The organism is Enterobacter sp. T1-1, from assembly GCF_000710795.1.
GTDB classification, from domain to species: Bacteria; Pseudomonadota; Gammaproteobacteria; order Enterobacterales; family Enterobacteriaceae; genus Enterobacter; species Enterobacter cloacae.
Genome location: NZ_JALW01000052.1, coordinates 74,340 through 94,662 on the forward strand (window position 1 = coordinate 74,340; position 20,323 = coordinate 94,662).

The 20,323-nt window shown below is 55.0% G+C and carries 20 protein-coding genes; 15 read left to right on the plus strand and 5 right to left on the minus strand.

Features of this window, described 5'->3' with window-relative positions; genetic code table 11:
- Window positions 1-5 precede the first annotated feature (5 nt).
- The 10 genes from kdsD (at window position 6) to npr (ending at window position 6,934) form a co-directional block, all read left to right on the plus strand.
- Window positions 6-992: an arabinose-5-phosphate isomerase KdsD gene (kdsD, locus tag AK59_RS0117595; protein ID WP_029883390.1), complete on the plus strand. Its 987-nt coding sequence runs from the start codon at window positions 6-8 to the stop codon at window positions 990-992.
- Window positions 993-1,006: 14 nt separating this feature from the next.
- Window positions 1,007-1,573, plus strand: a complete 567-nt coding sequence (gene kdsC / locus AK59_RS0117600; protein ID WP_029883391.1) for a 3-deoxy-manno-octulosonate-8-phosphatase KdsC — start codon at window positions 1,007-1,009, stop codon at window positions 1,571-1,573.
- The gene (gene lptC / locus AK59_RS0117605; RefSeq protein WP_013098939.1) at window positions 1,570-2,145 is read left to right on the plus strand and encodes an LPS export ABC transporter periplasmic protein LptC; all 576 of its coding nucleotides are present in this window, start codon (window positions 1,570-1,572) and stop codon (window positions 2,143-2,145) included. Before kdsC ends, lptC begins: the two co-directional genes overlap by 4 nt.
- A complete protein-coding gene (gene lptA / locus AK59_RS0117610; protein WP_013098940.1) occupies window positions 2,114-2,668 on the plus strand; it encodes a lipopolysaccharide ABC transporter substrate-binding protein LptA in 555 nt (184 codons plus the stop codon). The genes lptC and lptA overlap by 32 nt, the downstream gene beginning before the upstream one ends.
- Before the next feature lie 6 nt (window positions 2,669-2,674).
- On the plus strand, window positions 2,675-3,400 hold the full coding sequence (gene lptB, locus AK59_RS0117615; RefSeq protein WP_013098941.1) for an LPS export ABC transporter ATP-binding protein: 726 nt from the start codon (window positions 2,675-2,677) through the stop codon (window positions 3,398-3,400).
- Between the two features lie 47 nt (window positions 3,401-3,447).
- Window positions 3,448-4,881: an RNA polymerase factor sigma-54 gene (rpoN, locus tag AK59_RS0117620; protein WP_013098942.1), complete on the plus strand. Its 1,434-nt coding sequence runs from the start codon at window positions 3,448-3,450 to the stop codon at window positions 4,879-4,881.
- Between the two features lie 22 nt (window positions 4,882-4,903).
- On the plus strand, window positions 4,904-5,191 hold the full coding sequence (gene hpf, locus AK59_RS0117625; RefSeq protein ID WP_013098943.1) for a ribosome hibernation promoting factor: 288 nt from the start codon (window positions 4,904-4,906) through the stop codon (window positions 5,189-5,191).
- Window positions 5,192-5,273: 82 nt separating this feature from the next.
- Entirely contained in the window at window positions 5,274-5,765 is a 492-nt protein-coding gene (gene ptsN, locus AK59_RS0117630; RefSeq protein WP_013098944.1) for a PTS IIA-like nitrogen regulatory protein PtsN, read from the plus strand.
- 45 nt (window positions 5,766-5,810) lie between these two features.
- Complete coding sequence (gene rapZ / locus AK59_RS0117635) at window positions 5,811-6,665, plus strand: RNase adapter RapZ (protein WP_013098945.1); 855 nt, start codon at window positions 5,811-5,813, stop codon at window positions 6,663-6,665.
- Window positions 6,662-6,934, plus strand: a complete 273-nt coding sequence (gene npr / locus AK59_RS0117640; protein ID WP_003861872.1) for a PTS phosphocarrier protein NPr — start codon at window positions 6,662-6,664, stop codon at window positions 6,932-6,934. Before rapZ ends, npr begins: the two co-directional genes overlap by 4 nt.
- Before the next feature lie 37 nt (window positions 6,935-6,971).
- On the opposite strand, the gene mtgA is transcribed toward npr, so the two are convergent.
- From mtgA to lptF, 5 genes are all read right to left on the minus strand, one after another.
- Window positions 6,972-7,697 (minus strand): monofunctional biosynthetic peptidoglycan transglycosylase, encoded by a 726-nt coding sequence (gene mtgA, locus AK59_RS0117645; RefSeq protein WP_013098946.1) that lies wholly within the window; start codon window positions 7,695-7,697, stop codon window positions 6,972-6,974.
- On the minus strand, window positions 7,694-8,347 hold the full coding sequence (gene elbB / locus AK59_RS0117650) for an isoprenoid biosynthesis glyoxalase ElbB (protein WP_023619937.1): 654 nt from the start codon (window positions 8,345-8,347) through the stop codon (window positions 7,694-7,696). The genes mtgA and elbB overlap by 4 nt, the downstream gene beginning before the upstream one ends.
- A 231-nt stretch (window positions 8,348-8,578) precedes the next feature.
- A complete protein-coding gene (arcB, locus tag AK59_RS0117655) occupies window positions 8,579-10,912 on the minus strand; it encodes an aerobic respiration two-component sensor histidine kinase ArcB (RefSeq protein ID WP_029883392.1) in 2,334 nt (777 codons plus the stop codon).
- 135 nt (window positions 10,913-11,047) lie between these two features.
- Window positions 11,048-12,130, minus strand: coding sequence for an LPS export ABC transporter permease LptG (lptG, locus tag AK59_RS0117660; RefSeq protein ID WP_029883393.1), 1,083 nt, complete (start codon window positions 12,128-12,130; stop codon window positions 11,048-11,050).
- Window positions 12,130-13,230 (minus strand): LPS export ABC transporter permease LptF, encoded by a 1,101-nt coding sequence (lptF, locus tag AK59_RS0117665; protein ID WP_029883394.1) that lies wholly within the window; start codon window positions 13,228-13,230, stop codon window positions 12,130-12,132. The genes lptG and lptF overlap by 1 nt, the downstream gene beginning before the upstream one ends.
- 266 nt (window positions 13,231-13,496) lie before the next feature.
- Between lptF and pepA the strand changes: the two genes are divergently transcribed.
- The 5 genes from pepA (at window position 13,497) to ahr (ending at window position 20,123) form a co-directional block, all read left to right on the plus strand.
- On the plus strand, window positions 13,497-15,008 hold the full coding sequence (gene pepA / locus AK59_RS0117670; RefSeq protein WP_013098951.1) for a leucyl aminopeptidase: 1,512 nt from the start codon (window positions 13,497-13,499) through the stop codon (window positions 15,006-15,008).
- An 86-nt stretch (window positions 15,009-15,094) separates the two neighbouring features.
- Window positions 15,095-15,538, plus strand: a complete 444-nt coding sequence (gene holC, locus AK59_RS0117675) for a DNA polymerase III subunit chi (protein WP_008502815.1) — start codon at window positions 15,095-15,097, stop codon at window positions 15,536-15,538.
- Window positions 15,538-18,393, plus strand: coding sequence for a valine--tRNA ligase (locus AK59_RS0117680; RefSeq protein ID WP_013098952.1), 2,856 nt, complete (start codon window positions 15,538-15,540; stop codon window positions 18,391-18,393). The genes holC and AK59_RS0117680 overlap by 1 nt, the downstream gene beginning before the upstream one ends.
- A 123-nt stretch (window positions 18,394-18,516) precedes the next feature.
- Window positions 18,517-19,020, plus strand: coding sequence for a GNAT family N-acetyltransferase (locus tag AK59_RS0117685; RefSeq protein WP_013098953.1), 504 nt, complete (start codon window positions 18,517-18,519; stop codon window positions 19,018-19,020).
- A gap of 83 nt (window positions 19,021-19,103) precedes the next feature.
- On the plus strand, window positions 19,104-20,123 hold the full coding sequence (gene ahr / locus AK59_RS0117690; protein WP_013098954.1) for an NADPH-dependent aldehyde reductase Ahr: 1,020 nt from the start codon (window positions 19,104-19,106) through the stop codon (window positions 20,121-20,123).
- Window positions 20,124-20,323 lie beyond the last annotated feature (200 nt).

The window sequence follows — 20,323 nt, forward strand, 5'->3', positions numbered from 1 at the left end:
GCATTATGTCGCAAATAGAATTGCAGCCGGGTTTTGACTTTCAGAAAGCAGGCAAAGACGTTCTGGAGATTGAACGTGAAGGTCTGGCGCAGTTAGATCAGTACATTAATCAGGATTTTAGTCTGGCCTGTGAGAAGATGTTCTACTGTGCCGGTAAAGTCGTGGTAATGGGGATGGGCAAGTCCGGCCACATTGGCCGCAAAATGGCCGCCACTTTCGCCAGCACCGGCACCTCCTCCTTCTTTGTACATCCAGGAGAAGCGGCACACGGCGATCTGGGCATGGTGACGCCGCAGGATGTCGTCATTGCGCTGTCAAACTCCGGGGAGTCCAACGAGATCCTGGCACTGATACCGGTTCTGAAGCGGCTGCAGGTCCCGCTCATTTGCATGACCAGCCGCCCGGAAAGCAGCATGGCACGTGCGGCGGATATTCACTTGTGCGTGAAAGTGCCGAAAGAGGCCTGCCCACTGGGTCTCGCGCCAACATCCAGCACCACCGCAGCGCTGGTAATGGGCGACGCGCTTGCCGTTGCGCTCCTCGAAGCCCGCGGTTTTACCCCTGAAGATTTCGCGCTTTCCCATCCTGGCGGTGCGCTGGGTCGGAAACTGCTGCTGCGGGTTAACGATATTATGCATACTGGCGATGAGATCCCTCACGTCAGTAAAGAGGCCTCCCTGCGTGATGCGCTGCTGGAAATCACTCGTAAAAACCTGGGCATGACGGTGGTGTGTGACGATCTGATGAAGATCGAAGGGATTTTCACCGACGGTGACCTGCGTCGCGTGTTCGACATGGGCGTGGATGTTCGCACGCTGGGTATTGTCGATGTGATGACGCCCGGCGGGATTCGCGTTCGCCCGGGCACGCTGGCGGTGGATGTACTGAACCTGATGCAGTCCCGACATATCACCTCAGTGATGGTTGCCGATGGCGACCAATTGCTGGGTGTGGTACATATGCATGATCTGCTGCGCGCAGGCGTAGTGTAATGAAGGATAAGACAATGAGTAATGCGGGTGCATCCCTTGCAACCTGTTATGGTCCGGTCAGTGCCCACGTGATGGCAAAGGCAGAAAATATTCGCCTGCTGATTCTGGATGTGGACGGCGTACTGTCCGATGGCCTGATTTACATGGGCAATAATGGTGAAGAGCTGAAAGCGTTCAACGTTCGCGATGGCTACGGTATTCGTTGTGCGCTCACATCGGGTATCGAGGTTGCCATCATCACCGGGCGAAAAGCTAAACTGGTAGAAGATCGCTGTGAAACGTTGGGCATTACCCATCTGTATCAGGGACAGTCCGATAAGATGGCTGCTTTCAATGATTTACTGGGTAAACTGTCTATCGCGCCAGAACATGTGGCCTATGTCGGGGACGACCTGATCGACTGGCCGGTAATGGCTGAGATTGGCCTGAGTGTCGCGGTTGCGGATGCGCATCCGCTGCTGATCCCGCGGGCTGATTATGTTACCCACATCAACGGTGGCCGTGGTGCCGTACGTGAAGTCTGCGATCTGCTTCTGCTGGCGCAGGGCAAGCTTGATGAGGCCAAAGGGCAATCGATATGAGTAAAACCAGACGTTGGGTTATCATTCTGCTTTCGCTTGTCGCACTGATACTGATTGGCGTGAACCTTGCCGATCGTGACGATACGCAAACGGAAGTGATCAACAATAACGATCCAACCTATAAAAGCGATCACAGTGATACCGTAGTCTATAGCCCGGAAGGTGCGCTGAACTATCGCCTGATTGCCCAGCACGTTGAATATTTTTCAGATGACGGTATTTCGTGGTTTACCCAGCCGGTCATGACGACGTTTGATAAGGACAAAGTGCCGACGTGGTCGATTAAGTCTGACCGGGCAAAACTGACGAATGACCGTATGCTTTATCTTTATGGCCATGTTGAAGTCAACGCCCTGACCGCTGACTCACAACTGCGCAAAATTACGACAGATAATGCCCAGATCAACCTGGTTACTCAGGATGTGACGTCGCAGGATCTGGTCACTCTGTACGGCACAACATTTAATTCCAGCGGTTTAAGAATGCGCGGGAACTTACGCAGCAAAAACGCCGAGCTGATTGAAAAGGTTAGAACCTCCTATGAAATTCAAAACAAACAAACTCAGCCTTAAAGTAATTATCGCCAGCGCGATGCTGGCGGCCAGTCTTCCCGCGCTTGCTGTTACTGGCGATACCGAACAGCCGATCCATATCGAGTCCGATACGCAGTCTCTTGATATGCAGGGTAATGTCGTTACCTTTACCGGCAACGTGGTCATGACCCAGGGCACCATCAAGATTAACGCCGATAAGGTGGTCGTTACCCGTCCAGGTGGCGAACAGGGCAAAGAGATCATTGATGGCTACGGCAACCCGGCCACGTTCTACCAGATGCAGGACAACGGCAAGCCAGTGAAGGGCCATGCCAGCCACATGCATTATGAACTGGCGAAAGATCTGGTCATCCTTACCGGTAACGCCTATCTGGAACAGCTCGATAGCAATATCACCGGCGACAAGATCACCTATCTGGTGAAAGAGCAAAAAATGCAGGCCTCCAGCGAGAAAGGCAAACGCGTCACCACCGTGTTAGTGCCGTCTCAGCTGCAGGACAAAGGCAAGGGCCAGGCCCCGGCACAGAAGAAGAGTAACTAATTCGTTATGGCAACATTAACTGCAAAAAATCTCGCGAAGGCCTATAAGGGCCGCCGTGTCGTGGAAGATGTCAGTCTGACCGTCAACTCCGGCGAAATTGTAGGCCTGCTTGGTCCAAACGGTGCAGGTAAAACCACGACCTTCTACATGGTCGTGGGTATTGTCCCACGCGATGCCGGTAACATCATCATTGATGATGAAGACATCAGCCTTCTGCCACTGCATGCGCGCGCACGCCGTGGTATTGGCTACCTGCCGCAGGAAGCCTCCATTTTCCGTCGCCTGAGCGTCTTCGATAACCTGATGGCCGTTCTGCAAATTCGTGACGACCTGACCAGCGAACAGCGTCAGGATCGCGCCAACGAGCTGATGGAAGAGTTTCACATTGAGCACCTGCGCGATAGCCTCGGTCAGGCGCTGTCCGGGGGGGAACGCCGCCGTGTTGAAATTGCACGCGCGTTGGCAGCAAACCCGAAGTTCATCCTGCTGGATGAACCATTTGCAGGCGTTGACCCCATCTCCGTTATCGACATTAAACGTATTATTGAGCATCTGCGCGACAGCGGTCTTGGCGTGTTGATTACTGACCACAACGTCCGTGAAACACTGGCCGTATGTGAACGTGCGTATATCGTGAGCCAGGGCAACCTGATCGCCCACGGTACGCCACAGCAGATCCTCGAAGATGATCATGTTAAGCGCGTCTATCTTGGGGAAGACTTCAGACTCTGATAGGGTAGAGGTAACGTAACGCCGAACCGGAGAAAAATGCTCTGAACATGAAGCAAGGTTTGCAATTAAGGCTCAGCCAACAACTGGCGATGACGCCGCAGTTACAGCAGGCGATTCGCCTGTTGCAACTGTCCACATTAGAACTCCAGCAGGAGCTCCAGCAAGCGCTGGACAGCAATCCGCTGCTGGAGCAAGCCGATCTTCATGACGAGGTAGACACTCAGCAATCACAGGACACCGAAGCCCTCGATACCGCCGATGCACTCGAACAAAAAGAGATGCCGGACGAGCTTCCGCTGGATGCCAGCTGGGATGAAATCTACACCGCCGGAACCCCTTCCGGCACGCGTGCAGACTACCAGGACGATGAGCTACCGGTCTATCAGGGTGAAACCACCCAGTCACTACAGGATTACCTGATGTGGCAGGTGGAGCTAACCCCTTTCTCCGATACCGATCGCGCGATTGCCACCTCCATCGTCGATGCCGTTGACGATACCGGCTATCTGACCGTCACGCTGGACGATATTCTGGAAAGCATGGGCGATGACGAGATTGAACTTGAAGAGATAGAAGCCGTTCTGAAGCGCATTCAGCGTTTCGACCCGGTGGGCGTAGCAGCGAAAGACCTGCGCGACTGTCTGCTGATCCAGCTTTCGCAGTTCAGCAAAGAGACGCCCTGGATCGATGAAGCCCGCTTAATCATCAGCGATCATCTGGATCTGCTGGCTAACCATGATTTCCGTACCCTGATGCGCGTTACGCGTCTGAAAGAAGAGGTGCTGAAAGAGGCGGTTAACCTGATCCAGTCGCTCGATCCTCGCCCCGGCCAGTCGATCCAGACCAGTGAGCCTGAATACGTCATACCTGACGTGCTGGTCAGAAAACACAACGGCCGCTGGGTCGTTGAACTCAATTCAGACAGCATTCCTCGCCTGCAAATCAATCAGCAATATGCCTCCATGTGCACCAGCGCGCGTAACGACGCCGACAACCAATATATTCGTAGCAATCTGCAGGAAGCGCGTTGGTTAATCAAAAGCCTGGAGAGCCGCAATGATACGCTGTTGCGGGTGAGCCGCTGTATCGTCGAACAACAGCAGGCTTTCTTTGAGCAGGGCGAAGAGTATATGAAACCGATGGTGCTGGCGGATATCGCCCAGGCCGTCGAGATGCATGAATCAACGATTTCCCGCGTGACCACGCAGAAGTATCTGCACAGTCCTCGCGGTATATTTGAGCTTAAGTATTTCTTCTCCAGCCATGTGAATACCGAAGGCGGTGGCGAAGCCTCGTCAACGGCGATTCGTGCACTGGTGAAGAAGTTGATCGCCGCGGAGAACCCCGCGAAGCCACTGAGCGACAGTAAGTTAACCACCATGCTGTCCGACCAGGGTATTATGGTGGCACGTCGTACTGTTGCGAAGTATCGAGAGTCTTTATCCATTCCGCCGTCTAACCAGCGTAAACAGCTGGTCTGACACAACCGATAAGGAAGACACTATGCAGCTCAACATCACTGGACAAAACGTCGAAATTACTGAAGCCTTACGCGACTTTGTGAACACGAAATTCGCAAAACTCGAGCAGTATTTCGAAAGGATCAATCAGGTCTATATTGTGTTGAAAGTGGAGAAAGTGACTCATATCTCGGATGCAACCCTGCATGTCAATGGGGGCGAACTCCACGCCAGTGCGGAAGGGCAAGACATGTACGCTGCTATCGACGGCTTGATTGATAAGCTTGCAAGACAGCTCAATAAACATAAAGATAAACTGAAACAACACTAATTGTCCGGGCAGTTAACGGGTGCAGGAAGGCCTGTTGTGAAGCACAACAGGCCATTTGTACAGTTAGCGCTTAGGTGAAATTATGATGAACAACGATTCCGCTCTTCAATTGAGCAATGTCCTTAACCAGGAATGTACCCGCAGTGGCGTTCACTGCCAGAGCAAAAAACGTGCGCTGGAGATTATCAGTGAGCTGGCCGCAAAACAGCTGGGCCTGCCACCGCAGGTCGTATTCGAAGCCATCCTGACCCGTGAAAAAATGGGCAGTACCGGTATCGGCAACGGCATTGCGATCCCGCATGGCAAACTGGAAGAGGACACCCTGCGTGCCGTCGGTGTGTTTGTGCAACTGGAAACGCCTATTGCCTTTGATGCCATCGATAACCAGCCCGTTGATCTCCTCTTCGCGCTGCTGGTTCCTGCCGATCAGACGAAAACCCATCTGCATACGCTTTCACTGGTCGCTAAACGCCTGGCCGATAAAACCATCTGCCGTCGACTGCGCTCAGCGCAAAGTGATGAAGAGCTTTATGAAATTATCACTGAAGCAGAAGGCAGTCAGGATGAGGCATAACCAGGAGATGGCCTTCACATCTGTTGTCCTGAGGAGAAACGGAACATGGTGCTGATGATTGTCAGTGGCCGTTCAGGGTCGGGGAAATCCGTCGCCCTGCGCGCGCTGGAAGACATGGGTTTTTACTGCGTCGATAACCTGCCGGTGGTACTGCTGCCCGAGCTGGCACGCACCCTTGCAGACAGACAAATCTCTGCCGCCGTCAGCATCGACGTCCGTAACATGCCTGAATCGCCAGAAATCTTTGAACAGGCGATGAGCAACCTGCCGGACACGTTTTCACCTCAGCTGTTGTTCCTTGATGCGGACCGCAACACGCTGATCCGTCGCTACAGCGATACTCGTCGTTTGCACCCGCTTTCCAGCAAGAACCTCTCTCTGGAGAGCGCAATCGACGAAGAGAGCGACCTGCTGGAGCCCCTGCGCTCACGTGCCGATTTGATTGTCGACACCTCCGAAATGTCCGTTCACGAGCTGGCAGAAATGCTGCGTACCCGTTTACTGGGCAAACGCGAGCGTGAACTGACAATGGTGTTTGAGTCATTCGGCTTTAAGCACGGCATTCCTATCGATGCGGATTATGTTTTCGACGTGCGCTTCCTGCCAAACCCGCACTGGGATCCGAAACTGCGTCCAATGACCGGTCTGGATAAACCCGTCGCGGCGTTCCTCGACAGGCACACAGAAGTTCACAATTTTATCTACCAGACGCGAAGCTACCTTGAGCTATGGTTACCTATGCTGGAGACAAATAATCGTAGCTATCTGACGGTGGCGATTGGCTGTACCGGCGGTAAACATCGTTCGGTCTATATCGCCGAACAGCTGGCCGACTATTTCCGTTCACGCGGAAAGAACGTTCAGTCCCGTCATCGCACGCTGGAAAAACGTAAAACATGACCGTAAAACAAACCGTTGAGATCACCAATAAGCTGGGCATGCACGCACGCCCGGCGATGAAGCTGTTTGAACTGATGCAGGGTTTCGATGCGGAAGTTCTGCTGCGAAATGATGAAGGGACCGAAGCGGAAGCAAACAGCGTCATTGCGCTGCTGATGCTGGACTCCGCCAAAGGTCGCCAGATTGAAGTCGAAGCCACCGGCCCACAGGAAGAGGAAGCGCTGGCGGCGGTGATTGCGCTGTTTAACGCCGGGTTTGACGAGGATTGATTTCAGCCCCGCTGGCGGGTGGCGCTGCGCTTGCCCGCTACATTAGCTTATTACGCTGCATAAACCCTTCCCCGCCTAACTGACGCATCTGGCGCATGATCCACGCCTGACGGCTTCGCACGTACCCTGAAGGGGCATTAGCCTTAAAGCGGATGGGATTAGGCAAGACGGCAGCCAGGAGCGCCGCTTCGGACATACTCAGTCGGCTGGCCGGTTTATTGAAATAGCGCTGCGCGGCGGCCTCCACACCAAACACGCCATCGCCAAACTCAGCAATATTGAGATAGACGGTCAGAATGCGTTTTTTGCTCCAGACCGTTTCCATCCCCAGCGTCAACCCCGCTTCCAGCCCTTTTCGTACCCAGCTGCGACCGTCCCACAGGAACAGATTCTTTGCGGTTTGCTGCGATAATGTCGATGCCCCACGGACGCGGTTTTCGTGGCGTTCATTGTGCGCCAGCGCTTTCTCGATTGCCGCCACGTCAAACCCCCAGTGTTCCGGGAATTTCTGATCCTCTGCCGCAATGACCGCCAGCCCCATAAAAGGTGAGATCTCATCCATACTTACCCAGTCCGAGTGGGCCACATAGCTGAAATCACCACTGAGCCATGCCCCAAGCTGACGCTCGACCATCACGGCCGAAAACGGGACCGGCATAATGCTGAATAAGGCGAGTCCGCCGCCCCAGAATACCGCGAGCACGAGAACGATGCGCAACAGGGCGCGTTTCACCCACGCGCCTGCGCCGAATTTACGACTCATTCAGTCAACACCAGCACTCTGGCCACCAGTTTTTCGATGCCTGCAGCGGCCTCGGCAATATTCTGCGCCAGCATCCAGGCAGGCGTGGTAACGACCTTGTTGTCTTCATCCACCACAATGTCATCCACCGGACAAGGTACGTGCTCGCCGCCCATCTCCTCAATGATTTCTGCGGTATCAATATCGGTGCCGATTGTCAGCCGCAGCGGGAAATCAAAAATTTTAGGCAGCATTGCCGGCGCGATACAGATAAAGCCCTGCGGTTTACCTGCCGCGTGCATTGCTTGCGACAGCGCTTTTAAATGGGGATCGATCTGACACGCCGCCCCTTCTGAAGCAAAGGTACTGAGATTTTTGGCCGCCCCAAACCCGCCCGGCACGATTAACGCATCGAGCTCAGCGGCGTCCGCCTGAATAAGGGGGTGGACATCGCCACGCGCAATACGCGCCGCTTCAATCAGTACGTTACGGGTTTCCGCCATGGCCTCTCCGGTCAGATGATTAATCACATCTGCCTGCTTTTTGTCTGGCGCAAAACAGATCGCTTCCGCCCCCTGCCTTGCCAGGGCCAGCAGCGTGATGACGGCTTCATGAATTTCTGAACCATCGTAAACACCGCATCCGCTCAGTACGACACCAACCTTTTTCATCCTGACGTTCCTTCTTTGCAACTTGCTGAAGCACATAATTAATTTTGATTAAAACGCTATGCTTCACACATTTCACTGATTCATGTAACAAACCATTTAAGATTTGCTATCTTATCTGCGTGCGGCCTAAATTTTCAGGCGGCGCCCATGCGAAAACAACACGAAAAATCAGGCGCAGCCACGATTTCCCTGGTGTTGGCGCAGTATTCGCGCACCCCGGTTAAGCCGGGGTCATTTTTTTCTGGCATCCACCCAGGCTTTTAGCACCGCCACATCGTTCTGCCACTCTTGTTTCATCTCCTCGACCCAATCACCCACGTTATCTTCCCATGCCGGTAAATCAGGTGACTGAATCTGTTGTCCCAACTGCTGTAAGTGGCGTAACCCGACAGAGCCAGCAGCGCCTTTGATCTTATGCCCTTCTTCCACAATGCCTTTCTGATCGCGTGCGGTCAGGTTGGACTCCAGCACGCTCAGGTAGCCAGGCATCATTTTTTCGAACACGGCCAGACCATCGGTAATCAGTTTTGGGCCAACCAGGTCGATGTACTGCTCCAGCATCGCAGTATCCAGAATCGTTTGGGTCTTCGCGCTATCAACAGACGTCATGGTGCTCTCCTCTTCATCATGGGTATCCCAGAACTTCTTGATCATGGCGGTCAGAGCAGGCACCGCCAGCGGCTTGCTGAGCACATCATCCATACCGGCATCGAGGTACTCTTTTTTATCTTTCAGGACGTTGGCCGTCAGCGCGACCAGCGGCGGCAGTTCATCGGCGGCATACTGCGTTGTCAGCGCACGGGAGATATCCAGCCCGGTCATGTCCGGCAGTTGAATATCCAGCAGGACGAGGTCATATTCGCCCGGTTTAAACATCTCCAGCGCGGCTTTACCGGTCATCGCCACGTCCACGCTGTTACCCAGTTTTTCCAGCACCGAGCGCGCCACAATCACGTTCAGCTCGATGTCTTCTACCAGCAGAACATGCAGCGCCGGTAGCGGCATATCGTCTTGTTCAAAGGTATCCTCAACCTCTTCTGCCACCGCCGGGGCATGCACCGTCAGCGTAAAGGTAGAGCCTTTGCCCGCCTGGCTGGCCACGGTGATATCACCGCCCATGCTCTTCGCGAGCCGTTTCGATACCGCAAGGCCAATGCCCGTGCCGGTAGCAGGCTTACCACCGTTGCTGTCCTTCACCTGATAATACATGGCAAAGATTTTGTCCTGCTCTTCCTGCGGAATGCCAATGCCTGAGTCTTCCACCTCAAAGTGCAGCATGTCTCCTTCGTCATAGCGGATACGCACCGCCACCTGCCCCTGCTGGGTAAATTTCACCGCGTTACTGATCAGGTTCCAGAGGATTTGGCGCAGACGCGTGCCGTCCGTGACCACTTTGTGCGGCAGCGGCAGGGTTGGCTCCATGACAAAGCTCAGCCCCTTCTGCTGCGCCTGCAGGCCGGACAGGTTTTCCAGATCGGCAAGGAAGCTGGTGAAATCAACCGGCTGGTTATCAAGCTGGACTTTACGGCGCTCCATCTTATCCATGTCAATAATATCGTTGAAGATATTCCCCAGCGTGACCGCCGAGACATGGATCGTTTTGAGGTATTTTTCCTGTTCCGCCGTCAGGTCGGTGTCCAGCAGAATACGGCTTAAGCCGACGATGCCGTTCAACGGGGTACGCAGTTCATGGCTGATGGTGGAGATGAAGGTCGTCTTATCGCGGCTGGCGCGCTCAAGGGCATCCTGATAACGCTTACGCTCGGTGATATCGCGACCAAAGCCCATCAGGCCGTGGCGTTTCCCGACGCGGTCGTAGTACGGCACTTTACGGATCTCAAAGCAGGCTTTACGCCCGTCCGGGTAATCCAGCCACTGTTCATAGGTCAGCGAGACATTGTGGCGGAAGACTTTTTCGTCCGTCTCCATGACCTTGGCAGCCGCCTCTTCGGAGTACACATCCTGGGGTTTCAGGTGGATCAGCTGCTTTTCGCTTTTGCCGGTCAGCAGCTCCATCGCCCGGTTACAGCCGGAGAACTCTTTGTCTTCGTTACGGTAGAAAACCAGATCCGGAGAAGCATCAAGGAATGAACGCAGGAAAGAGGATTGCTGCTCAAGCTGGATCTGTGTCACCTCACGCTCTTTCATTTCGATTTTCAGCTGCTCAAGCGTCGCCTGACGCTCGGCTTCCGCCTTCTCACGATCTGAAATCTCCTGGTTAAGCTGGGCAATGTTGTCTTTCAGCTGGACGTTGAGCTTTAAATCGCGCTCACGCATCTCTTCCAGCTTATCAACCAGTTTTGACAGGCGCTGACGGGACTCCTCCAGCTGTTCAACGACGACGGAAAGAAAATAGACCGCCCAGGGGGTGATCAGCAAACCGAAGAAGATAGAGCGGATGACGTCGATACTCTCGACCTGACCATGCAACACCATGGTCACGGCCATTTGCACGACAATGGCCAGAACAACCAGCGCCAGCGCCAGCAGCATGGAGAAACGCACCAGCCCGAGCTTCATCATCAGGTCGACGTAGTACTGGGCAAGCATTCGAATTTGCTTCATAGAGGATCCCTTCACGACTTTATCGCTCAATAATACTCAAATTCGCGGCGGGACGTTGAAGGTTGTGAGAAAAAGTGCGGGGTGAAACAGGAGATTAGCCTCGCTTCCGGCTAACCGGAAGCGAGGAGAGGAGAATCAGGAGCGTTTCAGCAGCAGCCAGAGGCTGATCAGCAGGAAGCTGGCGCTCGGCAGCAGCGCACCAATAATTGGCGGAATGCCGTAAACCAGCGTCAGCGGGCCAAAGATCTGATCGAGAACGTAGAATACAAAGCCGAAGCTGATCCCGGTGACCACTCGAACACCCATCGGTACGCTACGCAGCGGGCCAAAGATAAACGACAGGGCCATCAGCATCATCACCGCCACGGACATCGGCTGGAAGATTTTGCTCCACATATTGAGCTGATAACGCCCGGCATCCTGCCCGCTCGACTTCAGGTATTTGACGTAGTTGTGCAACCCGCTGATGGAGAGCGCGTCCGGATCCAGCGCCACCACCCCGAGTTTGTCCGGCGTGAGGTTGGTTTTCCACGTCCCGGACACCATCTGAGAGCCGGTGATTTGTTTCGGGTTCGTCAGGTCAGACTCGTCAACCTGGGATAACCGCCACTGCTTGTGTTCGGGGTCAAACTTCGCTGACGATGCGTGACGTACAGACTGTAAACGACGCTCATCATTGAAGGCGTAAATACTCACGCCGCCCAGTTCATCATCCCCTTTCACGCGTTCGATATAGACGAAGTTCTGGCCATCTTTCGCCCATAACCCTTGCTGTGTAGAGAGCAGTGAACCGCCGTACATCGCCTGGGCACGATAGTTACGCGCCATCTGTTCGCCCTGCGGTGCCACCCACTCGCCAATCGCCATGGTCAACAGCACCAGTGGGATCGCGGTTTTCATGACCGACAGCGCCACCTGCAAACGGGTAAAGCCCGATGCCTGCATCACAACCAGTTCGCTGCGCTGTGCCAGCATCCCCAGCCCCAGCAGCGCGCCCAGCAGGGCCGCCATCGGGAAGAAGATCTGCACATCTTTTGGCACGCTGAGCAGGGTATACATCCCTGCACCCAGCGCGTCGTAGCTCCCTTGCCCGGCTTTTTTCAGCTGATCGACAAATTTGATAATGCCGGAGAGCGACACCAGCATGAACAACGTCATCATGATGGTGGTGAAAATGGTTTTACCGATATAGCGATCAAGAACGCCAAACGCCTGCATTAGATGGCTCCTTTACGCGAAAATCGGGCACGTATGCGGCGCACTGGCACCGTATCCCACAGGTTTAATCCCAGCGCCAGTAAGATGTACAGGCTGTTGACGAACCACGTCCAGACCATCGGGTCCAGCTTACCCTTCGCGCCGTTAGAACGAATCGAGGTTTGCAGCAGGAAGTAGATCAGGTACAGCAGCATCGCCGGCAGCATTGAGAGCACGCGCCCCTGACGCGGGTTCACCACGCTCAGCGGCACGACAATCAATGCCATCATAAACACGGTGAAGACGAGCGTAATACGCCAGTGGAACTCCGCACGCGCTCTGTCAGTATCAGTGTTCCACAGCGTACGCATATCCATTTGCTCGGTATCCGTTGGATCGAGCGCCACCGCCTGATGACCAATAATGGCCTGATAGTTCTGGAAATCCGTAATACGGAAGTCACGAAGCATCGCGGTCCCTTCAAAGCGGGTGCCTTTATTCAGCGTCACGACCTGGGAACCATCTTTGCGCTGCGCAAGCTGACCGGAGTCTGCCACCACCACCGATGGACGGGCGTTTCCTTTGGTCCGCAGCTGTGCCAGGAAGACGTCGTTGAATTTACTGCCGTCGACGCTCTCAATAAACAGCACTGAGTTTCCGTCGGTCGCCTGCTGGAACTGCCCCTGCGCTAATGCCGCCATACCGGGGTTCGCTTTTGCTTCAGCCAGCACTTCATCCTGATGACGAGAGGACATTGGGCCCGCCCACATCACATTCACCGCGGCGACGATACCCGTGAACAGCGCCAGTATCATGGCGGCTTTCACCAGAACAGCCTTGCTCAAACCACAGGCATGCATCACCGTGATTTCACTCTCGGTATAAAGCTTACCGAGCGTCATGAGCAGACCGAGGAAAAGACTTAGCGGCAGAATAAGCTGCGCCATTTCCGGGATCCCTAAACCAAGCAGGGAAAGCACCAGATTCGTTGGAATTTCGCCGTCAACGGCCGCACCGAGGATCTTGACCAGCTTCTGACAGAAAAAAATCAGCAGCAGGATGAAGAGGATCGCCAGTTGGCTTTTGAGCGTCTCCCGCACCAGATATCTTATGATTATCACTTTAAATACGCCCGTAAAAACCCGTCTCTTTGCTGGAAAATCGCTTGTTTCATGGCTTAAACGTCATTTATTCTCTTGAGTCGTCGAAATCATCGCTAAGATTAAAACACCCGGCGGATTCACGCTTCAGGACTTTTTCTGACGTGTCGAAACCGTAATAACGTAAGATTAACACGAAGTCACCACAACAGCGGACTTGAGTTACGAAAGGTTTCAATTCTATCCGTAGCAGCCGCTGTTGTCTTTAAGATTCAGGAGCGTAGTGCATGGAGTTCAGTGTAAAAAGCGGTAGCCCGGAGAAACAGCGGAGTGCCTGCATCGTTGTGGGCGTCTTTGAACCACGCCGACTCTCCCCGATCGCCGAGCAACTCGATAAAATCAGTGACGGCTACATTAGTGCCCTGCTGCGCCGTGGCGAACTGGAAGGCAAACCTGGGCAGACGCTGTTACTGCACCATGTTCCGAACGTGCTGTCCGAACGTATTCTGCTGATTGGCTGCGGTAAAGAGCGCGAGCTGGATGAACGTCAGTATAAGCAGGTGATTCAGAAAACAATTAATACCCTGAATGACACCGGCTCAATGGAAGCCGTTTGCTTCCTGACCGAACTGCACGTCAAAGGTCGTAACACCTACTGGAAAGTGCGCCAGGCTGTCGAAACCGCAAAAGAGAGCCTGTACAGCTTCGATCAGCTCAAGACCAACAAAAGCGAGCCGCGCCGTCCGCTGCGTAAAATGGTCTTTAACGTGCCAACCCGTCGCGAACTCACCAGCGGCGAGCGCGCCATCCAGCACGGTCTGGCGATTGCCGCCGGGATTAAAGCCGCAAAAGATCTGGGCAACATGCCGCCTAATATCTGTAACGCCGCCTATCTGGCCTCTCAGGCGCGCCAGCTGGCTGACTCCTATAGCAAGAATGTCATCACCCGCGTTATCGGCGAACAGCAGATGAAAGAGCTGGGTATGCACTCTTACCTGGCGGTGGGCAACGGCTCGCAGAACGAATCCCTGATGTCGGTTATCGAATACAAGGGCAATCCGTCAGAAGACGCGCGTCCTGTTGTGCTGGTTGGTAAAGGCCTGACCTTCGATTCCGGTGGTATCTCCATCAAGCCTTCTGAAGGCATGGATGAGATGAAGTACGACATGTGTGGTGCAGCGGCGGTGTATGGCGTGATGCGTATGGTGGCTGAACTTCAGTTACCGATTAACGTTATCGGCGTGCTGGCGGGCTGCGAAAACATGCCGGGTGGACGCGCTTATCGTCCGGGTGATGTCCTGACCACCATGTCCGGCCAGACCGTTGAGGTGCTGAACACCGATGCCGAGGGCCGTCTGGTGCTGTGCGACGTATTAACCTACGTTGAACGCTTCGAACCTGACGTGGTGATCGACGTGGCCACCCTGACCGGTGCCTGCGTGATCGCGCTGGGCCACCACATCACCGGCCTGATGTCGAACCACAATCCGCTGGCGCACGAGCTTATCGGCGCGTCCGAACAAGCCGGTGACCGCGCATGGCGTCTGCCATTGGGTGACGAATACCAGGAACAGCTGGAATCTAACTTTGCGGACATGGCGAACATCGGCGGCCGTCCTGGTGGTGCCATCACCGCGGGCTGCTTCCTGGCACGCTTCACCCGCAAGTACAACTGGGCGCACCTGGATATTGCCGGCACCGCATGGCGCTCCGGAAAAGCCAAAGGCGCGACCGGTCGTCCGGTTGCATTGCTGTCGCAGTTCCTGCTCAATCGCGCCGGATTTAATGGCGACGAGTAAGTCAAAACGGCAGTAAACCGTAGGCCGGGTAAGGCGAAGGCGCCACCCGGCTTAAGCATTTAAAGTGAGCACAAGAAGCCCCATATATGAAGAATGCAACGTTCTACCTTCTGGACAATGACACCCATCAGGATGGCCTCAGCGCCGTAGAACAGCTGGTGTGTGAAATTGCCGCAGAACGTTGGCGCGCAGGTAAACGGGTTCTGATTGCCTGTGAAGATGAACAGCAGGCGATTCGTCTTGACGAAGCGCTGTGGGCGCGCCCGCCGGAGAGTTTTGTACCGCATAACCTGTCTGGCGAAGGGCCGCGCGGCGGCGCACCGGTCGAGATAGCCTGGCCGCAAAAGCGCAACAGCAGCGCGCGCGATATTCTGATTAGCCTGCGGATAGATTTTGCAGATTTTGCCACCGCTTTCACAGAAGTGGTAGACTTTGTCCCTTACGAAGAATCCTTGAAACAACTGGCGCGCGAACGCTACAAAGCGTACCGCCTGGCTGGTTTTAACCTGAATACGGCAACCTGGAAATAATGGAAAAGACATATAACCCACGCGATATCGAACAGCCGCTTTACGAGCACTGGGAACAGCAGGGCTATTTCAAGCCTAACGGCGATGAAAGCAAAGAGTCCTTCTGCATCATGATCCCGCCGCCGAACGTCACCGGCAGTTTGCATATGGGTCATGCCTTCCAGCAGACCATCATGGATACCATGATCCGCTACCAGCGCATGCAGGGCAAAAACACCCTGTGGCAGGCGGGGACTGACCACGCGGGTATCGCGACCCAGATGGTGGTTGAGCGTAAGATTGCCGCTGAAGAGGGTAAAACCCGTCACGATTACGGTCGCGACGCCTTTATCGATAAAATCTGGCAGTGGAAAGCAGAATCTGGCGGCACCATTACCCGTCAGATGCGCCGTCTCGGTAACTCCGTAGACTGGGAGCGCGAGCGTTTCACCATGGACGAAGGCCTTTCCAACGCCGTAAAAGAAGTGTTCGTCCGTCTGTACAAAGAAGACCTGATTTACCGTGGCAAACGCCTGGTTAACTGGGACCCGAAACTGCGCACTGCGATCTCTGACCTGGAAGTGGAAAACCGCGAGTCTAAAGGCTCCATGTGGCACATCCGCTATCCGCTTGCCGACGGCGCGAAAACCGCAGACGGTAAAGATTACTTAGTGGTGGCGACCACCCGTCCGGAAACCCTGCTGGGCGATACCGGCGTGGCCGTTAACCCGGAAGATCCGCGTTATAAAGATCTGATTGGCAAATTCGTGGTGCTGCCGCTGGTGAACCGCCGCATTCCGATAGTGGGCGACGAACACGCCGACATGGAAAAAGGCACCGGCTGCGTGAAAATCACCCCGGCGCACGACTTCAACGACTACGAAGTGGGTCGTCGTCACGCCCTGCCGATGATCAACATTCTGACCTTCGACGGTGACATCCGTGAAAGCGCAGAAGTGTATGACACCAAAGGCAACGAATCCGACGTTTACTCAAGCGACATTCCGGCGGAGTTCCAGAAGCTGGAACGCTTTGCCGCGCGTAAAGCGATTGTGGCTGCCGTTGACGCACTCGGCCTGCTGGAAGAGATTAAACCTCACGATCTGACCGTGCCGTACGGCGACCGTGGTGGCGTGGTTATCGAGCCAATGCTGACCGACCAGTGGTATGTGCGTGCCGACGTGCTGGCAAAACCGGCTGTTGAAGCGGTTGAAAACGGCAGCATTCAGTTCGTGCCGAAGCAGTACGAAAACATGTACTTCTCCTGGATGCGCGATATTCAGGACTGGTGTATCTCCCGTCAGCTGTGGTGGGGTCACCGTATCCCGGCATGGTACGACAACGAAGGCAACGTATACGTTGGCCGCAGCGAAGATGAAGTGCGTCAGGAAAACAACCTGAGCGCAGACGTTGCCCTGCGTCAGGACGAAGACGTGCTGGATACCTGGTTCTCCTCCGCGCTGTGGACCTTCTCCACCCTCGGCTGGCCAGAGAACACCGACGCGCTGCGTCAGTTCCACCCAACCAGCGTGATGGTGTCTGGCTTCGATATCATCTTCTTCTGGATTGCCCGCATGATCATGATGACCATGCACTTCATTAAAGATGAAAACGGCAAGCCGCAGGTTCCGTTCCATACCGTCTATATGACCGGTCTTATCCGTGACGATGAAGGCCAGAAGATGTCCAAATCCAAGGGCAACGTCATTGACCCGCTGGATATGGTGGACGGGATCTCCCTGGAAGAGCTGCTGGAAAAACGCACCGGCAACATGATGCAGCCGCAGCTGGCAGAGAAGATCCGCAAGCGCACCGAGAAACAGTTCCCGAACGGGATTGAATCTCACGGTACTGACGCCCTGCGTTTCACCCTGGCGGCGCTGGCCTCTACCGGTCGCGACATCAACTGGGACATGAAGCGTCTGGAAGGTTACCGTAACTTCTGTAACAAACTGTGGAACGCCAGCCGCTTCGTGCTGATGAACACTGAAGATCAGGATTGCGGCTTCAACGGCGGCGAGATGATCCTCTCTCTGGCCGACCGCTGGATCCTGGCGGAATTCAACCAGACGGTGAAAGCGTTCCGCGAGGCGCTGGACAGCTACCGCTTCGACATCGCGGCGGGCATTCTGTACGAATTCACCTGGAACCAGTTCTGTGACTGGTACCTGGAGCTGGCGAAGCCGGTCATGAACGGCGGAACGGAGGCAGAACTGCGCGGTACGCGTAACACGCTGATTACCGTGCTGGAAGGTCTGCTGCGTCTGGCGCACCCGATCATTCCATTTATCACCGAAACCATCTGGCAGCGTGTGAAAGCGATCGCGGGCATCAACGCCGACACCATCATGCTGCAGCCGTTCCCGGAATTTGATGCCGCTAAAGTGGATGAAGCTGCCTCAGCGGATACCGAGTGGCTGAAGCAGGCGATCGTCGCTGTACGTAACATCCGTGCAGAAATGAACATCGCCCCGGGCAAACCGCTGGAACTGCTCCTGCGCGGTTGCAGCGACGCGGCTGTTCGTCGTGTCACCGAGAACAATACCTTCCTGAAAACCATGGCTCGTCTGGAAAGCATCACCGTGCTGCCAGCCGATGACAAAGGTCCGGTCTCCGTGACGAAAATCATCGACGGCGCCGAGCTGCTGATCCCAATGGCAGGTCTCGTCGACAAAGACGCAGAGCTGGCACGCCTGGCGAAAGAAGTGGCAAAAGTCGACGTGGAAATTGGCAAAATCGAAAGCAAACTGGCGAACGAAGGCTTTGTCGCCCGCGCGCCGGAAGCGGTCATCGCCAAAGAGCGTGAACGCCTGGTTGCTTTCGCCGATGCGAAGACCAAGCTGATTGAGCAGCAGGCGGTGATTGCGGCCCTGTAATGCTTTTACCCCTTACGCTTCAGGGCGTAAGGGGGATTCTTCCTGAAAACTCCTCGCTTGCACTCCCCTTTCTGCGGTGCTATTAACAGCAGTTGTGTGTCAATTTTTGTAATGAGTAATGCTATGAGCGTGATTACCCCCGTCGCGACGACGATGCGTCGGATCGCTGTGCAGGACAACCCGGCTATCGCCGCCGTTATCCGTACGGTTTCTGCCGAATATGGCCTGACGGCTGATAAAGGCTATACGGTTGCTGATCCAAATCTGGACGAGCTGTTCCAGCTTTACAGCCAGCCGGGCCATGCCTACTGGGTTATTGAGCAGAATGGCCAGGTGGTGGGCGGCGGCGGCGTTGCTCCGCTCAGCTGCAGTGAGCCGGATATCTGCGAGCTGCAGAAAATGTATTTCCTGCCATCTGTTCGCGGACAAGGCCTGGCGAAGAGACTGGCGCTGGTCGCACTCGACTATGCCCGCAATCAGGGATTTACACGCTGTTACCTCGAAACAACCGCCTTCCTCAAAGAGGCCATCGGCCTGTATGAACATCTGGGCTTTGAGCATATTGATGCACCGCTGGGCTGCACCGGCCACGTCGATTGCGAAGTCAGGATGCTGAAAACGCTGTAAATACTTTTGCTGCCCTCTTCTGTTAAGCGGTGGTTAACTGAATGCTCTACACTCTCAGTTCACACCATAACGGGGGAAACACGATGTCGAAGATAAAAAGCTACGCCGCACCGCAGGCGGGTGCAGAACTTGAACTGTACGAGTACGATGCGGGCGAACTAAAAGCAGAAGACGTCGAAGTACAGGTTGATTACTGCGGGATCTGCCACTCGGATCTCTCCATGATCGACAACGAATGGGGCTTTTCAAGCTATCCACTGGTCGCCGGACACGAAGTGATTGGCCGCGTCGTGGCGCTCGGCAGCGCTGCGCAGGACAAAGGCCTGAAAGTGGGCCAGCGCGTGGGTATTGGCTGGACGGCACGCAGCTGCGGTCATTGCGACGCCTGTATCAGCGGCAACCAGATCAACTGCCTTGAAGGCGCCGTTCCAACCATCCTCAACAAGGGCGGTTTTGCCGATAAACTGCGCGCCGACTGGCAGTGGGTCATTCCGCTGCCGGACAGCATTGATATCGAATCCGCAGGCCCGCTGCTGTGCGGCGGCATTACCGTCTTTAAACCGCTGCTGATGCACCATATCACCGCCACCAGCCGTGTGGGTGTGATTGGTATCGGGGGGCTCGGTCATATTGCCATCAAACTGCTGCACGCGATGGGCTGCGAAGTGACGGCATTCAGTTCTAACCCGGCGAAAGAACAAGAAGTGCTGGCGATGGGGGCGGATAAAGTGGTGAACAGCCGCGATCCAGACGCGCTGAAAGCACTGGCGGGTCAATTCGATCTGATCATCAACACCGTTAATGTCGATCTCGACTGGCAGCCGTACTTTGAAGCACTGGCCTACGGCGGTAACTTCCATACGGTGGGTGCCGTGCTGAAGCCGCTGCCGGTTCCGGCGTTTACCCTGATCGGCGGGGATCGCAGCGTGTCCGGCTCTGCAACCGGCACGCCGTTCGAGTTGCGCAAACTGATGAAGTTCGCCGGGCGCACGAAAGTATCGCCAACCACCGAACTCTATCCGATGTCGAAAATCAACGAAGCGATCCAGCACGTGCGTGACGGCAAAGCCCGTTACCGTGTGGTGTTGAAAGCAGATTTTTAATGTGACACACCCCTCTCCCACAGGGCTGAGGGTACCCCACAAAATAATACCTGCACGGAGGACTCCCTCTCCCTTGAGGGAGAGGGTTGGGGTGAGGGGGAACATATGGCTGTAGAGGTCATTCCGTTCACTTTATGTTCCTTGCTACTCTGTAACGGCATGACTTGTGAACGTGCCAGGGCGGCTCAATCGCCACCGCC

Bases quoted from the DNA above. Each gene is read 5' to 3' on its own strand.
- kdsD (WP_029883390.1), top strand. From the start codon at position 6: ATGTCGCAAATAGAATTGCAGCCGGGTTTTGACTTTCAGAAAGCAGGC.
- kdsC (WP_029883391.1), top strand. From the start codon at position 1,007: ATGAGTAATGCGGGTGCATCCCTTGCAACCTGTTATGGTCCGGTCAGT.
- lptC (WP_013098939.1), top strand. From the start codon at position 1,570: ATGAGTAAAACCAGACGTTGGGTTATCATTCTGCTTTCGCTTGTCGCA.
- lptA (WP_013098940.1), top strand. From the start codon at position 2,114: ATGAAATTCAAAACAAACAAACTCAGCCTTAAAGTAATTATCGCCAGC.
- lptB (WP_013098941.1), top strand. From the start codon at position 2,675: ATGGCAACATTAACTGCAAAAAATCTCGCGAAGGCCTATAAGGGCCGC.
- rpoN (WP_013098942.1), top strand. From the start codon at position 3,448: ATGAAGCAAGGTTTGCAATTAAGGCTCAGCCAACAACTGGCGATGACG.
- hpf (WP_013098943.1), top strand. From the start codon at position 4,904: ATGCAGCTCAACATCACTGGACAAAACGTCGAAATTACTGAAGCCTTA.
- ptsN (WP_013098944.1), top strand. From the start codon at position 5,274: ATGATGAACAACGATTCCGCTCTTCAATTGAGCAATGTCCTTAACCAG.
- rapZ (WP_013098945.1), top strand. From the start codon at position 5,811: ATGGTGCTGATGATTGTCAGTGGCCGTTCAGGGTCGGGGAAATCCGTC.
- npr (WP_003861872.1), top strand. From the start codon at position 6,662: ATGACCGTAAAACAAACCGTTGAGATCACCAATAAGCTGGGCATGCAC.
- mtgA (WP_013098946.1), bottom strand. From the start codon at position 7,697: ATGAGTCGTAAATTCGGCGCAGGCGCGTGGGTGAAACGCGCCCTGTTG.
- elbB (WP_023619937.1), bottom strand. From the start codon at position 8,347: ATGAAAAAGGTTGGTGTCGTACTGAGCGGATGCGGTGTTTACGATGGT.
- arcB (WP_029883392.1), bottom strand. From the start codon at position 10,912: ATGAAGCAAATTCGAATGCTTGCCCAGTACTACGTCGACCTGATGATG.
- lptG (WP_029883393.1), bottom strand. From the start codon at position 12,130: ATGCAGGCGTTTGGCGTTCTTGATCGCTATATCGGTAAAACCATTTTC.
- pepA (WP_013098951.1), top strand. From the start codon at position 13,497: ATGGAGTTCAGTGTAAAAAGCGGTAGCCCGGAGAAACAGCGGAGTGCC.
- holC (WP_008502815.1), top strand. From the start codon at position 15,095: ATGAAGAATGCAACGTTCTACCTTCTGGACAATGACACCCATCAGGAT.
- AK59_RS0117680 (WP_013098952.1), top strand. From the start codon at position 15,538: ATGGAAAAGACATATAACCCACGCGATATCGAACAGCCGCTTTACGAG.
- AK59_RS0117685 (WP_013098953.1), top strand. From the start codon at position 18,517: ATGAGCGTGATTACCCCCGTCGCGACGACGATGCGTCGGATCGCTGTG.
- ahr (WP_013098954.1), top strand. From the start codon at position 19,104: ATGTCGAAGATAAAAAGCTACGCCGCACCGCAGGCGGGTGCAGAACTT.